The 15,019-nt window shown below is 64.2% G+C and carries 15 protein-coding genes; all 15 read left to right on the top strand.

Going from position 1 to position 15,019, the window contains the following annotated elements; translation table 11 throughout:
- Positions 1-46 precede the first annotated feature (46 nt).
- On the top strand, positions 47-1,729 hold the full coding sequence (locus MUG94_RS17015) for an ABC-F family ATP-binding cassette domain-containing protein (protein ID WP_227890913.1): 1,683 nt from the start codon (positions 47-49) through the stop codon (positions 1,727-1,729).
- Between the two features lie 14 nt (positions 1,730-1,743).
- On the top strand, positions 1,744-2,970 hold the full coding sequence (locus MUG94_RS17010; RefSeq protein WP_227907308.1) for an MFS transporter: 1,227 nt from the start codon (positions 1,744-1,746) through the stop codon (positions 2,968-2,970).
- Positions 2,971-3,056: 86 nt separating this feature from the next.
- A complete protein-coding gene (locus tag MUG94_RS17005) occupies positions 3,057-4,106 on the top strand; it encodes an ATP-binding cassette domain-containing protein (RefSeq protein WP_227907307.1) in 1,050 nt (349 codons plus the stop codon).
- Positions 4,103-4,948 (top strand): ABC transporter permease, encoded by an 846-nt coding sequence (locus MUG94_RS17000; protein ID WP_227907305.1) that lies wholly within the window; start codon positions 4,103-4,105, stop codon positions 4,946-4,948. Before MUG94_RS17005 ends, MUG94_RS17000 begins: the two co-directional genes overlap by 4 nt.
- A gap of 45 nt (positions 4,949-4,993) precedes the next feature.
- Complete coding sequence (locus MUG94_RS16995; RefSeq protein WP_227907303.1) at positions 4,994-5,941, top strand: ABC transporter ATP-binding protein; 948 nt, start codon at positions 4,994-4,996, stop codon at positions 5,939-5,941.
- Positions 5,938-6,789 (top strand): ABC transporter permease subunit, encoded by an 852-nt coding sequence (locus tag MUG94_RS16990; protein ID WP_227907301.1) that lies wholly within the window; start codon positions 5,938-5,940, stop codon positions 6,787-6,789. Before MUG94_RS16995 ends, MUG94_RS16990 begins: the two co-directional genes overlap by 4 nt.
- 186 nt (positions 6,790-6,975) lie before the next feature.
- A complete protein-coding gene (locus tag MUG94_RS16985) occupies positions 6,976-7,944 on the top strand; it encodes an ATP-binding cassette domain-containing protein (RefSeq protein WP_227907560.1) in 969 nt (322 codons plus the stop codon).
- 2 nt (positions 7,945-7,946) lie between these two features.
- A complete protein-coding gene (locus tag MUG94_RS16980) occupies positions 7,947-8,831 on the top strand; it encodes an ABC transporter permease (RefSeq protein ID WP_227907299.1) in 885 nt (294 codons plus the stop codon).
- Positions 8,832-9,010: 179 nt separating this feature from the next.
- Positions 9,011-10,285 carry a M18 family aminopeptidase gene (locus tag MUG94_RS16975; protein WP_227907298.1) on the top strand — a complete coding sequence of 425 codons (1,275 nt, stop codon included), beginning with the start codon at positions 9,011-9,013 and terminating at the stop codon, positions 10,283-10,285.
- A gap of 217 nt (positions 10,286-10,502) precedes the next feature.
- The gene (gene rpsF, locus MUG94_RS16970) at positions 10,503-10,856 is read left to right on the top strand and encodes a 30S ribosomal protein S6 (protein ID WP_227890904.1); all 354 of its coding nucleotides are present in this window, start codon (positions 10,503-10,505) and stop codon (positions 10,854-10,856) included.
- Between the two features lie 33 nt (positions 10,857-10,889).
- Positions 10,890-11,459: a single-stranded DNA-binding protein gene (locus MUG94_RS16965; RefSeq protein WP_104053441.1), complete on the top strand. Its 570-nt coding sequence runs from the start codon at positions 10,890-10,892 to the stop codon at positions 11,457-11,459.
- A 147-nt stretch (positions 11,460-11,606) separates the two neighbouring features.
- Positions 11,607-11,846, top strand: coding sequence for a 30S ribosomal protein S18 (gene rpsR / locus MUG94_RS16960; RefSeq protein WP_003800144.1), 240 nt, complete (start codon positions 11,607-11,609; stop codon positions 11,844-11,846).
- Between the two features lie 18 nt (positions 11,847-11,864).
- The gene (rplI, locus tag MUG94_RS16955; protein WP_227890903.1) at positions 11,865-12,314 is read left to right on the top strand and encodes a 50S ribosomal protein L9; all 450 of its coding nucleotides are present in this window, start codon (positions 11,865-11,867) and stop codon (positions 12,312-12,314) included.
- A gap of 565 nt (positions 12,315-12,879) precedes the next feature.
- Entirely contained in the window at positions 12,880-14,262 is a 1,383-nt protein-coding gene (gene dnaB / locus MUG94_RS16950; RefSeq protein WP_227907297.1) for a replicative DNA helicase, read from the top strand.
- 86 nt (positions 14,263-14,348) lie between these two features.
- On the top strand, positions 14,349-15,008 hold the full coding sequence (locus MUG94_RS16945; protein WP_227890901.1) for a hypothetical protein: 660 nt from the start codon (positions 14,349-14,351) through the stop codon (positions 15,006-15,008).
- Positions 15,009-15,019: the final 11 nt, after the last annotated feature.

The following is a 15,019-nucleotide window of genomic DNA, read 5'->3' as shown; positions in this document are numbered from 1 at the left end:
TGCGACGGCTGTCCATCCCACCCGCAGCGGATGGGAGGATGGAAGCGTGGCACACCTCGACGTATCCAACATTGACTACTTCCTCTCCGACGGCCGGCAGCTGCTTAACGGCGTCAGCTTCAAGGTGGGGGACGGGCACAAGACTGCCCTCATCGGCCCCAACGGCACCGGCAAGACCACGCTGCTGCGCATCATCGCCGAAGACATCAAGGCAGACGAAGGCACGGTGGCCAAGTCCGGATCCATGGGCATCATGCGCCAGTTCGTCGGGCAGGTCCGCGACGACAGCACGGTCCGTGACCTTTTGGTCTCCGCCGCCCCGCCCGCGCTGGCCGCGGCCGCCAAAGCCGTGGACGACGCCGAGCTGGCCATGATGGAGCACGACGACGAACCCACCCAGATGCGCTACGCCCAGGCCATCGCGGACTGGGGAGATGCCGGCGGCTATGAGCAGGAGACCGTTTGGGATGAGGTCACCATGGCCGCGCTGGGCATGCCCTTTGACCGGGCCCAGTACCGCAAGGCATCCACGCTCTCCGGCGGCGAGCAGAAACGCCTGGTCCTGGAGGCACTGTTCTCCGGTCCGGATGAGCTGCTGCTGCTGGACGAACCGGATAACTACCTGGACGTTCCCGGCAAGCGCTGGCTGGAAGCCAAATTGGCCGAGTCCAAGAAATCCGTACTGTTTGTCAGCCACGACCGGGAACTCCTGGACAACGCCGCCACCCGCATCGTCACCTTGGAACCGGGAATCAACGGAGCATCGGCCTGGATCCACGGCGGCGGATTCAGCAGCTACGTCACGGCGCGCGAGGACCGCAACGCCCGGTTCGAGGAACTGCGCCGGCGCTGGGATGAGGAGCACCTCAAGCTTAAAGAGCTTGTGAACATGTACAAGAACAAGGCGGCGTTCCGCTCCGACATGGCCAACCGCTATCAGGCCGCCCAGACCCGCCTGGCGAAGTTCCTCGAGGCAGGCCCGCCGGAGGCGCTGCCGATCGAGCAGAACGTGAAGATGCGGCTGCGCGGCGGACGGACCGCCAAGCGCGCCGTCGTGGCGCAGAAGCTGGAGCTCACCGGGCTGATGAAGCCCTTCAGCACGGAAATCTGGTTTGGCGACCGGGTGGGCGTGCTCGGCTCCAACGGGTCCGGCAAGTCCCACTTCCTGCGGCTGCTGGCCCTGGGCGGCACCGACCCGGACAAGGAACACGAGCCGGTCTCCGAGGTGGAGATTGCCCCGGTTCCGCATGAGGGATCGGTCAAGCTGGGCGCCCGGATCCGGCCGGGGTTCTTCGCCCAGACCATGATGCGCCCGGACCTGCTTGGCAAAACCCTGCTGGACATCCTGCACCGCGGCGACGAGCACCGGTCCGGACTGGGCCGCGAAGCTGCGGCGGGAGCCCTGGACCGCTACGGCCTGGCGGCGTCCTCCGAGCAGAAATACGATTCGCTTTCGGGCGGGCAGCAGGCGCGGCTGCAGATCCTGCTGCTGGAACTCTCCGGCGCCACGCTGCTGCTGCTGGATGAGCCCACCGACAACCTGGACCTGCACTCCGCCGAAGCCTTGGAAAAGGCCATCGAGGCGTTCGAAGGAACCGTCCTCGCCGTCACCCACGACCGCTGGTTTGCCCGCAGCTTCGACCGCTTTCTGGTGTTCGGCTCCGACGGGAAGGTCTACGAATCCGAGACTCCGGTCTGGGATGAAAAGCGAGTCGTCCGCGCGAGGTAGGGGACAATATTGCCGTGACCGAAAAGAACCCGACAAACACTGTCCGAACAGAGACCGTCCTCAATAAGGCACTGATTGCCGTTTTCGTGGTTTTTGGCCTCAACGGCCTCGTCTTTGCCAGCTGGGCGGCACGCATTCCGGCCGCCGCCCAGGACCTCGGCATCGGTGCGGCCGGCGTGGGGCTGTTGCTGCTCTTTTCTGCCATCGGCTCTGTGGCGGCACTTCCGCTGGCAGGGTCGGTGGCACAGCGGATCGGCACCGCCGGCACTGTCCGCGCCGGGGGCATCACGACGTCGGCCGCTTCCCTGATCATTGCCGCCGGACTGTACCTTGGCTCCATTCCGCTGACCGCGGCCGGCCTGCTGATCTTTGGCGTGGGGATTGCCGGCTGGGACGTGGCCATGAACCTTGAGGGTGCCGACGTCGAACGCCGTCTGAGGCGGAACATCATGCCCAGATTCCACGCCGCCTTCAGCGGAGGATCCTTTGTGGGAGCCCTGATCGGCGCCGGGTTGTCCGCCCTGGGCGTCTCCTTGTCCCTGCATCTGCTGGGCATCCTGACCATCGTCTGCGTCGTGGTGCTGATCGTGCCGCGCAACTTCCTGCAGATTCCGCACGAGCCCCCTCACACCGACTCGGCCGGCACGCGGGTGTTGCCGTCCCGCTTCGGCGCCTGGAAAGAAGGACGCACGCTGCTCATCGGCGTCGTGGTCCTGGGTGCAGCGCTGACCGAAGGGGCCGCCAATGACTGGGTGGCCAAGGCCACCGTGGACGGGCTGGGAACCAGCGAGTCCACCGGCGCCGTGATGTTCGCCGTCTTTGTGGCCGCGATGACCCTGACGCGGTGGTTCGGCACCCGGCTGATCGACAGGTTGGGCCGCGTGCCGGCGCTGCGTATCTGCACGGGCGCCTCGCTGGTGGGCCTGCTGGTCTTCGTCCTGGCACCGAACCTTCCGCTGGCTGCCGCCGGCGCCGTGCTGTGGGGGATCGGGGCGGCACTGGGCTTCCCCATGGGCATGTCCGCCGCCGGCGAAGACCCCGCCCACGCTGCCGCCCGGGTCTCGGTGGTTTCCACCATCGGCTACACCGCCTTCTTCGTGGGACCACCGGTCCTCGGCTTCCTGGGCGAGCACTGGGGCATCCGCAACTCTCTCCTGCTGGTGGGCGCAGCCATGCTGGTTTCCATCATCTTCGCCCCGGCCGCAGCGGAAGAGGAGAAGGTCTCAGCCAAGGCTTCGTGATGCCGTGCAAAGGGAAGGTTCACCCGCGGACCGCACCTGTCCGCAAAGGGGGTTCCGAAGGCTGACGTAGGGTCTAGTTTCGAACGATGTCCACTTCCCCTCCGACTCCTTCGGGGCTGCCTTCCCCCGTCCCCCCGCTGATTTCGGCGCAGGGTGTCACCAAGGTCTATTCGTCCAAGTCAGGACCGGTCCGCGCACTGGACGGGCTGAACATTGCCGTGCCGGAAGGCACCGTCATGGCGCTGCTGGGTCCCAATGGTGCCGGAAAAACCACGGCCGTCAAGGTCCTCACCACCCTGATCAAACCCGATGCCGGGACGCTGAGCATCGACGGCATCGACGTGCTGTCCGAGCCCAAGGAAGTGCGGCGCATCATTGGCGTCTCAGGCCAATATGCCGCCGTTGATGAAAACCTCACCGGCCAGGAAAACCTGCGGATGGTGGGCCGGCTCTACCACCTGTCCGCCAAAGAGGCCCGGACACGGGCCGCGGATTTGATCGACATGTTCGAACTGACGGATGCCGGCAACCGGCCGGTGAAGGGCTATTCCGGCGGGATGCGCCGGCGGCTGGACCTGGCCGGCGCCCTGGTCAACAGTCCCCGGGTCCTGTTCCTGGATGAACCGACCACCGGCCTGGACCCGCGCAGCCGCCTGGCCCTGTGGCAGGTGATCAAGGACCTCGTTGCCGCCGGCACCACGCTGCTGCTGACCACGCAATACCTTGAAGAAGCGGACCAGCTTGCGGACTCCGTGGCCGTCATCGACCACGGCGTGGTGATAGCCGAGGGCACCTCGGACCAGCTGAAGTCCCGGATCGGCGGCCACAGCGTGGCGGTGGCGCTGATGGACGGGAATGACGCCGGCGCGGCGCGGGCCATTCTCGCCCGGCACGGATCCGCTGCACCGCACACCGCCGAGGACGGCCGGACCCTGGAAGTGGCGGTTCAGAACGGCCCGGCCTCCCTGCAACTCGTCCTCACCGATCTTCAGTCCCAGGACATCGGACTGCACGACGCCGGCATCCGGCGGCCCACCCTCGACGACGTGTTCCTTCAGCTGACCGGCCGGCCCGCCGAGGAAGTGCCGGATCCGGCAGGAACCGGAGCCAAGCACAAGGAAGGAGCGCGCCAATGAGTGCGGCAACAACCCGGCTTCCCGCCGCGGCGGGCCGCGGCACCTCAGCCGCAGCCAACTGGGCCGGGGACGGATGGACGGTCACCAAGCGCAACCTGATCAAGATCAAGCGGTCTCCCGACATGATCATCTTCGCCGTCCTGCAGCCGGTGATGTTTGTTTTGTTGTTCAGCCAGGTCTACGGCGGATCCATCAGCGTCGCCGGGACCGACTACACGCAGTACCTGATGGCCGGAATCTTTGCCCAGACCGTGGTGTTCGGCTCCACCTTCTCCGGCGCCGCCATGGCCCAAGACCTCAAGGAAGGCATTATTGACCGGTTCCGCACCCTGCCCATGAGCCCGTCCGCGGTGTTGATCGGCCGGACCAACTCTGACCTGGCACTCAACGGGATTTCCGTGCTGATCATGATGGGCACAGGGCTGCTGGTGGGCTGGCGGGTCAACACGTCCTTCCCGTCCTTCCTGTCTGCGGTGGGACTCCTGCTGCTCTTCTCTTACTCCTTCAGCTGGGTCATGGCCCTTCTCGGCATGGCCGTCCGCACCCCGGAAACCATCAACAATGCCTCCTTCATGATCCTGTTTCCGATCACCTTTATTTCCAATGCCTTCGTGCAGAGTTCCACGCTGCCCACGCCGCTGCGCATCTTCGCGGACTGGAACCCCGTCTCAGCCCTGGTGCAGGCTGTGCGCGAGCTGTTTGGCAACCTTGGAACCACGCCGGTACCCGACACCTGGCCCATGCAGCACGCGGTGGCCACGGTTTTGATCGGATCGGCAGTGATGCTGCTCATTTTTGTTCCGCTTGCCGTGAGGAAGTTTGAGTCGGTGAGTTCCCGCTAGGAGCCCGAGGCTCCAAGATGGAGACACCAAGTGTGAGGACACACCATGATTGAGGCACGCGAACTCGCCAAGCGCTTTGGGAACAAGACCGCCGTCGACGGCATCACCTTTTCGGTCCAGCCGGGAAGGGTCACCGGATTCCTTGGACCCAACGGTGCCGGGAAATCCACCACCATGAGGATGATTGTCGGCCTGGACCTGCCCACCGGCGGCTCGGTGACCGTCAACGGGAAACCGTATGCCAGGCACCGGTCGCCGCTGCATGAGGTGGGCGCCCTGCTGGAGGCAAAGGCAGTCCACCCCAAGCGCACCGCCTACAACCATCTGCGGGCGATGGCCGCCACCGAGGGCATCCCCACTTCACGGGTCAACGAGGTCATTGAACTCACCGGCCTCGGATCTGCGGCCAGGAAACGGGTTGGCGGGTTCTCGATGGGCATGGGACAGCGGCTGGGCATTGCGGCGGCGCTGCTGGGGGACCCGCAAACCCTGATCCTGGATGAACCGGTTAACGGACTGGATCCGGAAGGCGTGAAATGGGTGCGCTACCTGGTCCGGGGCTTGGCCGCCGAAGGCCGCACGATTTTCATCTCCTCTCATCTGATGAGCGAAATGGCGGTGACCGCAGACCATCTGATCGTGATTGGCCGCGGGAGGATCCTGGCCGATGCTCCCATCGACGAGGTGATTGCCGGCAGTACCCGGGAGAGCATTTTGGTGCGCACCGATGACGCCGATGCGTTGACGGCCGCCGTGGGGTCGGCGGGAGTGGAAGTGCACAGGCAGGCCGAGGACCAGTTGGAGATCCTGGGCCTGACTACCCGCAGCATTGCGGAAGCGGCGCTTTCCCGGGGAATCCTCATTACCGAGCTCACCCCGCAGCAGGTCTCCCTGGAGGACGCCTACATGGAGCTGACCGGCGGCGAGGTTGAGTACCAGTCACAGCAGAGGACCGCACCCTATCTGCCGGCCGGAGAAGGACAACAGCCATGAGCACAGCAGCAACGGCCGCACGGAGTCCCCGGAGTTCCGGCCCCGGACGGATCACGTTTGCGCGGGTGCTGCACTCCGAGCTGATCAAGACCGCCACGGTCCCCTCCACCGTTATCCTGCTGGCGGTGAGCTTCGCAGTGATGGTTGGCCTGGGCGCCCTGGTCGCCTGGGGCACGGTCCAACTGGTGAATGATCCGGCGGCCGGACCGCCCGAGGGATTCGGAACTTCGGCACAGAGTCTGGCCTATGACATTCCGGCGTCCGGGCTGCCGTTCGGCCAGCTGCTGATCGCCGCCCTGGCCGTGGTGCTGATTGGATCGGAGTACACCACCGGCATGATCCGCACCACAATGGTGGCAGTGCCCACCCGCACTCCCGCGCTGCTGGCCAAGACCCTGGTGATCACCCTCATTGCCTTCGTTCTCGGCATTGCGGCAGCCTTCGTCACCTATCTGGTAGCTCAGCCGATCCTGTCCGGATCCGACCTGGACTTCGGGCTGGACGCCGAGGGGGTGCTGCCCTCCATCATCAACACCGGAACGGTGCTGGCCCTGATCGCCGTCATGGGCGTGGCCATCGGTGCCCTGCTGCGCAGCACCGCCGGGGGAGTGGTGACCCTCGTCGGCGCACTCTTTGTCCTGCCCATCATCCTCGGACTGCTCTCCGGCCTCGCCGATTGGGTGGAAGACGCGGCCCGGTTCCTACCCAGCAACGCCGCCACGGCCCTGGTGGCCACACAGGTCCAGCCGGACCAGTTCAACCAGGCGGAAGGCGGCCTGATCCTCGCCGGCTGGGCGGTCGTTCTCCTGGCCGCCGCCGTCGTCGTCCTCAAAAAACGGGACGTCTGACCGCAGGCGGACTCCGGGCCGCCGGGGCCTCAGGGTCCTCCCTGAGTCATCCTCCGGGAGGACCCGGAAAAGCACTGAGATCATCCTCTAGGACGGTGCCTGCGGTCCTGCGCTCCCATAGGGTAGGGGAAGCCCCCCAGAATTCTGCTCCGCCCAATGAACTCCGCCCAATATGTGAGGATCACCATGATCGAGGCACAAGGCCTCTCGAAACGTTACGGCACCAAAACTGCCGTCGACACCGTTTCCTTTACCGTCCAGCCGGGCAAGGTCACCGGCTTTCTCGGCCCGAACGGCGCCGGAAAATCCACCACCATGCGCATGATCGTGGGCCTGGACCGTCCCACCGGCGGCGCCGTCACCGTCAACGGCAAACCCTATCGGCAGCACAAGGCACCCCTGCACGAAGTCGGTGCCCTGCTGGATGCAAAGGCCGTGCACACCAAGCGCTCGGCGTACAACCACCTGCGCGCCCTGGCCGCTACCCACGGGATTTCCAACAAGCGGGTTATCGAAGTCATTGAACTGACCGGGCTTGGCCCGGTGGCCAAGAGGCGGGTGGGCGGCTTCTCACTGGGCATGGGGCAGCGGCTGGGCATCGCCGTCGCGCTGCTGGGTGACCCCCAGACACTGATCTTTGACGAGCCGGTCAACGGATTGGACCCGGAGGGTGTCCTCTGGGTCCGCAACCTGGCCAAGGGCCTGGCTGCGGAAGGACGCACGGTCTTCCTCTCCTCGCACCTGATGAGTGAAATGGCCGTCACCGCGGATCACCTGATCGTTATTGGCCGCGGAAGGATCATTGCCGACGCTCCGATCACCGAGATCATCGCCGGGCAGGACAAAATCCGCACGCTGGTGCGCACCGACCAGCCGGACGAGCTGCGCCGTGAACTGGAGAACCGGGAAACCACGTTCACACAGCTGGAACCGGACCTGATGGAGATCACCGGCCGGGACCCGCGCAGCATCGCCGAGGCCGCCCTGGCCCGGCAAATCCTGATCTATGAGCTGACACCCCGCCAGTCCTCCCTCGAAGAGGCGTACATGGAACTGACCCGGGACCAGGTCGAATATCAGTCACAGGCCATCGAGCAGCCACAGTCCCCGGCGCCCGCAGCAGAGGCCACTTTGATCAGCGGCGGAGGAAAGTAAGCATGAGCATCCAAACAGCACCAACACCGGCTCCGGCTCCGGCTCGAAGCCGGGACGGCTCGGGCCTGAGCTTCGCGCGGATCCTGCGCTCGGAGTGGATCAAGGTCACCACCGTGCCGTCCACCGTGATCCTCCTGGCCATCACGCTCGTTGTCATGGTGGGGCTCAGCGCCCTTTATGCGTGGCAGTTAGCAGTGTCCGTTGACTTCATGGCGGACGCTTCTCCGGAAATGCAGGGCCAGATGGGCGGCAGTATGGACATGCTCCGGGAGCAGGCGCTGATGGCACCGGCCAGTGGCTATATCTTCGGCCAGCTGCTGATTGCCTCTCTGGCGGTTGTCCTGATCGCCTCTGAGTGGGGCACCGGCATGATCCGGTCCACCATGGTGGCCGTTCCCGCCCGCATTCCGGCCCTGCTGGCCAAGAACCTCGTGATTGCCCTCATCGCCTTTGTCCTGGGTGCCGGCGCGGCATTTATCTCCTACTTCATTGCCCAGCCAATCCTCGCCGCGGAAAGCATGGAGTTTGCCCTGACCGACGACGGAGTGCTGCGCTCTGTCCTGAACACCGGAACCTATCTGGCGTTCATCGCCGTGATCTCCATGGGGATCGGCACGCTCCTGCGCAACACTGCCGGCGGCGTGGTGACGGCCATTGGACTGTTCTTCGTCTTTCCCGTGATCATCGTGAACCTCATTCAGGGGCTGGCCGATTGGATTCCTGACGCCGCCCGCTTCCTGCCCACCAACGCCGGGGATCGGATGCTTTTGATTCCAGCTGATGAAGCCGGGCAGCTCACCGCCCTCGAAGGCGGCCTGGTCATGGCGGCCTGGGCTGTGGCGCTGCTGATCATCTCCCTGTTCGTGGCCAAACGCAGCGACGTCTAGGGACTCCATTCTTCGGGGACGGAGGCTGCGGAAGAACGGCCGCAGCCTCCGTCCCCGGATCCCCGTTCCCGGGCACCTAAACTCCTCCACAGCGGGGAGTTTTTGTGTTTAACCGGGTCGCGGGGCACGGATTCGGGCAGCTATTACGCGCTCGGAGCTGGCTCTGGTTGAATCGAAGCATGTCTGATGCATTGGATCACATCCACGACCTTGGCGCCTTTGTCAGTGCCTCCCCCTCCAGCTTCCACGCAGCGCGGGAGGGTGCACGCCGCCTCGCTGCCGCCGGGTTCACGGAGCTCGGCGAAGACCGGCAATGGCCCGCCGACCCGGGAAAGTACGTCGTGGTGCGGGACGGAGCCTTCATCGCCTGGATCGTTCCCGAAGGTGCCGGCACCGGAACGGGCTTCTCTATCCTGGGCACCCACACGGATTCGCCCTCCTTCAAGCTCAAGCCCCGCCCCACCACTGGAAAGTTTGGCTGGCTGCAGGCCGGCGTGGAGGTGTACGGAGGACCGCTGCTGAACTCCTGGCTGGACCGTGAACTCCAGCTGGCCGGGCGCATGGTCACTCTGGACGGTGAGGAGCGGCTGGTGGAAACGGGTCCGCTGATGCGGTTCCCGCAGCTGGCCATCCACCTGGACCGCGCAGTGAACGAGGGCCTGAAACTGGATAAGCAGCAGCATATGAACCCGGTCTGGGGCCTGGGGGACCCCTCGGCCGCGGACCTGGTGGGCCTGTTGGCCGCCAAGGCTGGCCTGAACCCGGAGGATATCGGCGGCTACGACATCGTGGCGGCAGACACCCAGGAGCCGCGGACCTTTGGTGCGGAGAATGAGTTCTTCGCCTCGGGGCGGCTGGACAACCTGTCCTCGGTCCACGCCGGTCTTGCCGCGCTGATTGACGCCGCAGAGCAGAAGACGGATGGCTCCATCGCCGTGCTGGCTGCTTTCGACCACGAAGAAGTGGGCAGCGGGAGCCGGTCAGGTGCCGCAGGTCCGTTCCTGGAAGACGTGCTGAACCGGATCACTGCCGGGCTGGGCGGATCAGAAGCGGACCGGCAGCAAGCCTTTGCGGCGTCCTTCTGCATCTCCGCCGACGCCGGCCACGCGGTGCACCCCAACTATGCTGAACGCCATGATCCGGCCAACCACCCGGTGCTCAACGGCGGACCGCTGCTGAAAATCAATGCCAACCAGCGCTACACCACGGACGCACCCGGGGCGGCCCGCTGGGCGAAGCTCTGCCTCGACGCCGGAATCCCGTACCAGGAATTCGTGTCCCACAATTCCATGCCCTGCGGGTCCACCATCGGGCCGCTGACCGCCACCCGTCTGGGCATCCGCACGGTCGACGTCGGTATACCGCTGCTGTCCATGCATTCGGCCCGTGAGATGGCCGGCGTACAGGACCCGTTCCATCTGGCGAAGGTAAGTGAAGTGTTCTTTATCCGCTGACACCGGAAGGGCTCCGACGCCTGTGCTGTGCCGGTGTCGGAGCCGGAGCGTCAGAAGCACCTGCCGGTGTCCGGTAGACTAGCTAGGTCTGTGCTGTCGGCCTTGCCGACGCTTTTCCTGCCCCCTGGTCACCCAGGTCCGGCGGGACGACAACGCAAAAGAACCTCCTGTTACGGAAATGCCGTGACCGTATAGCCCAAAGGAGGTGGGTTCACAAATGCGTGCTTATGAACTGATGGTTATCATCGACCCCGAGGTAGAAGAGCGTACAGTCGAGCCTTCGCTCGACAAGTTCCTCAATGTTGTCCGCAACGACGGTGGAACCGTCGACAAGGTGGACATCTGGGGCCGTCGCCGCCTCGCCTACGAAATCCAGAAGAAGACTGAAGGCATCTACGCAGTGGTTAACTTCACCGCGACGCCTGCAGCTGCTGCTGAGCTTGACCGCCAGCTCAGCCTGAACGAGACCATCATGCGCACCAAGATCATCCGCCCGGAAGAGCAGAAGATCTCGAAGAAGGATGCCAAGAAGGCCGCAAAGGCTGAAGCTGCAAAGGTTTCCGCAGAGTAATTTCTGCAAACCAAACCGATATCAGGAGGCAACATGGCAGGCGAGACAACTATTACCGTCGTCGGCAACCTAACGAATGATCCGGAACTCCGGTTCACGCCGTCAGGTTCGGCAGTGGCCAACTTCACCATTGCCTCGACTCCGCGGACTTTCGACCGCACGTCAAATGACTGGAAGGACGGCGAAACGCTGTTCCTCCGTGCATCTGTCTGGCGCGAAGCTGCAGAGAACGTGGCCGAATCCCTGACCAAGGGGACGCGTGTTGTTTGCCAGGGCCGCCTGAAGTCGCGTTCGTACGAAACCAAAGAAGGCGAAAAGCGCACCGTAATGGAGCTTGAGGTCGACGAGATCGGCCCCTCGCTTCGGTATGCTTCCGCGAAGGTCACCCGCACCCAGCGCTCCGGCGGCGGTGGCGGCGGCTTTGGCGGCAACAGCGGAAACTCCGGAAACAGCGGCTTCGGCGGCAATTCCAACCCCGCATGGGGCGGCGGCCAGCAGCAGCCACAGGCTGCGCCGGCTGACGATCCCTGGGGTGCTCCTGCAGGCGGCGGAAACGCCGGCGGCTGGGGCAACGGACCGGATTCCAACGATCCTCCCTTCTAATCTCAACCGAGGAGCGGCACGTTTGCCTCGCGGTAAGCGTGCAGCACTTCACCCCTGCGCCTTCGGGCGCAACCTCAGACGGCATTCGCCGTCGAGCCCATCCCGTGGAATGATCCACGGGCTCCACCAGACATAAGGAGCTCCACGATGGCTAAGGCTGAACTTCGCAAGCCCAAACCAAAGTCCAATCCCTTGAAGGCCGCTGACATCACTGTCATCGACTACAAGGACGTAGCATTGCTGCGCAAGTTCATTTCCGACCGCGGAAAGATCCGCGCCCGTCGCGTAACTGGCGTAACCGTGCAGGAACAGCGCAAAATTGCACAGGCAATCAAGAATGCCCGTGAAGTTGCTCTCCTGCCGTACTCCGGCGCTGGCCGCGGCTAAGGAAAGGAACCTAAACACATGGCAAAGCTCATTCTGACCCACGAAGTAACCGGTCTCGGCGCTGCCGGCGACGTCATCGAGGTAAAGGACGGTTACGCACGTAACTTCCTGCTGCCCCGTGGCTTCGCTCTGACCTGGACCAAGGGTGGCGAGAAGCAGGTTGAGTCCATCAAGGCTGCCCGCGCTGCCCGCGAGCACGCTTCCTTGGAAGATGCTCAGAAGCAGGCCGCTGCACTCTCCGCCAAGCCGGTCACTCTGACCGTCAAGGCCGGCGAGTCCGGACGCCTCTTCGGCACGGTCAAGGCCGCCGACGTTGCCGCTGCTGTTGAGGCCGCCGGCCTCGGCACCATCGACAAGCGCAAGGTTGAACTGCCGACTCACATCAAGTCGGTTGGCTCCTTCCAGGCCAACGTCCGTCTGCACGACGACGTTGCTGCTGTCATCGACCTCAACGTCGTAGCCAGCTAGTACGGCCATTGACACGCCTGCGGGCGTGTTAAGCATCCGCGCCCTCCGCCTTTGGCGGGGGGCGCTTTTGCGTGTGCCGGCGGCGTCGGGCGGTGAAGCTCAATCCCGCTGTGGATAGTGGCTGTGGAAAATTGCCGACTTGTCGGGGATAACCTCGCCCCATAGGCCTGTTTTTACCATCTGTCAACCTGAAACCAGGTGGTGAATGTTGGGGAAAAATAACTTCTATACACAGGTGTGGACGAATGTTTTCCCACGTCAGAGCCATGTTTGGCCAGAAATCAATAGTTTATCCACACCCTTATACCCAACCTGTGCACAAGACACGCCCAGTTATGAACACCTTGTCCACAAGGGCTGTGGATAACTCGTTTGGGAGCAGGCGGTTTCAGGACTACGGTTGCGGGTGAATCCCTCCTATTCGACTCCTTGCCCGTCACCGGGACGGTGCCGTTGAACCGGCAGCCGCCGCACACGAAAGTGTCACCGCGGCGGGATAGACCTGAATCAGCTGCCCACCGGGCAGGGATCGCACCACAGCAGTACCTTGGGAAAGGGTTACACAGTGTCGCTCACGCATACTGACTCACCGGCATCGAGCTCGGGCTCCGACTTCACGCGGACACCCCCGCAGGACCTGGTTGCCGAGCAGTCGGTCCTGGGCGGCATGATGCTTTCCAAGGACGCCATCGCCGACGTCGTCGAGGTCCTGCGCGGCATCGACTTCTACCGCCCCGCGCACGAGTCAATTTTCGAAGCCATTATTGACCTGTACGGCCGCGGCGAGCCTGCGGACGCCGTCACGGTCTCTGATGAGCTCACCAAGCGCGGTGAAATCGGCCGCATCGGCGGCCCCGCCTACCTGCACGCCCTGATCCAGTCGGTTCCCACCGCTGCCAATGCAGGTTTTTATGCAGAGATTGTCCGGGAACGCGCCGTCCTGCGCCGCCTCGTGGACGCCGGTACCAAGATTGTCCAGCTCGGTTACTCGAGCGACGGCATGGAAGTCGATGACATCGTCAATGCGGCCCAGGCCGAGGTGTACGCCGTGGCGGAGCGCCGCACTGCCGAGGACTACGTTCCGCTCAAGGACATCATCGAAGGAACGGTGGACGAGATCGAGTCCGCCGGCCACCGGGGCGAAGGCATGACCGGTGTGCCCACCGGGTTCTACGAACTCGACGAACTCACCCAGGGCCTGCACCCCGGACAGATGATCGTCATTGCTGCCCGTCCCGCCGTCGGTAAGTCCACGTTCGCGCTGGACTTCGCCCGCTCCGCGGCGATCAAGAACAACATGACCACCGTCTTCTTCTCGCTGGAAATGGGCCGCAACGAGATTGCCATGCGCCTGCTTTCCGCGGAGGCAACCATCGGGCTGCAGGACCTGCGAAAGGGAACCATTAAGGACGAGCAGTGGGGCAAGATCGCCACCACCATGGGCCGGATGAATGACGCCCCGCTCTTCATCGATGACAGCCCGAACATGTCCCTGATGGAAATACGGGCCAAGTGTCGGCGGCTGAAGCAGCGCCACGATCTCAAGCTCGTGGTGCTGGATTACCTGCAGCTGATGTCCTCGGGCAAAAAGGTGGAGTCCCGGCAGCAGGAAGTTTCGGAGTTCTCCCGTGCGCTGAAGCTGCTGGCCAAGGAGCTCGAGGTGCCGGTGATTGCCCTCTCGCAGCTGAACCGAGGCTCTGAACAGCGCACCGACAAAAAGCCCATGGTGTCCGACCTTCGTGAATCCGGCTCCATTGAGCAGGACGCCGACATGGTCATCCTGCTGCACCGCGAAGACATCTATGACAAAGAATCCCCGCGTGCCGGCGAAGCGGACGTCATTGTTGCCAAGCACCGTAACGGTCCCACCAAAACCATCGTGGTGGGCTTCCAGGGCCACTACTCCCGCTTCTCCAACATGGCAGTGGAGGGCGGCTCCGGCTTCTAGCCGCCCGCCGACTAGAATTGGTGCTGCCGGTCGGCGCCATGGCCGCTCACGGTGCCATCCCCGACCAGCCGTATCCAAGGAGTTCCGTGCCTAAGTCAAAGCCCCGCAAGAAGGCAGTCGCCAAGAAGAAGCAGGCCCGCCGCGCCGAGCATGAAACCAACCGGATTTTCGGCAACACCGAATCCTTTACCAGTGACGAGGGTGAGGCTCTGCTGACGTCCCGCGGCTGGATCAGCGAGCGGAACCAGCCCGGCGGGGCGCTCGACGGCGACGCCTGGTACTGGATGCCGTCACAGCTGCCCGCCTACCTGGAGGAGGGCGAGCCCGTGCCGACGTCCGTCTTCCCGCTGGAAACCGGATTCGTGAGCCAGCTGGCGACGCCGGACGGCTCCGTTCCGCCCGAAGCCCAGACCGAATACGGGTCCTTGGAAGAACTCGTTGCCGACCTTGACCGGCTGGAGGCCTACCGTGTGCCGAAGGAAACCTGGACTGTCCTGGGCGGCGGTCCCGGCCCGGAGGAAACCCCAGGGGACCTTATCGACACCATTGCCGAAGACTGGGAACTGATTGCAGAGTTGATCCACTTCCCGTACAGCGAGGAATCGGGTCCGCGGTCCTTTGAGACCGTGGTGCAGGCCCACGCCGAGGGCAGGCTCACGGATTACGCGTACCAGTCCGTCCTGGCCGGCAGGGGACTGTCCGCTCCCGCAGAGACCACCGACCCACGGGCTAACCCGGACGCCTGATCCGGCAGGGG

The organism is Arthrobacter gengyunqii (genome assembly GCF_023022985.1).
Lineage (GTDB): Bacteria > Actinomycetota > Actinomycetes > Actinomycetales > Micrococcaceae > Arthrobacter_B > Arthrobacter_B gengyunqii.
Note: the sequence above shows the minus strand (reverse complement) of the source record. Positions and strands in the feature narration are given on the sequence as shown.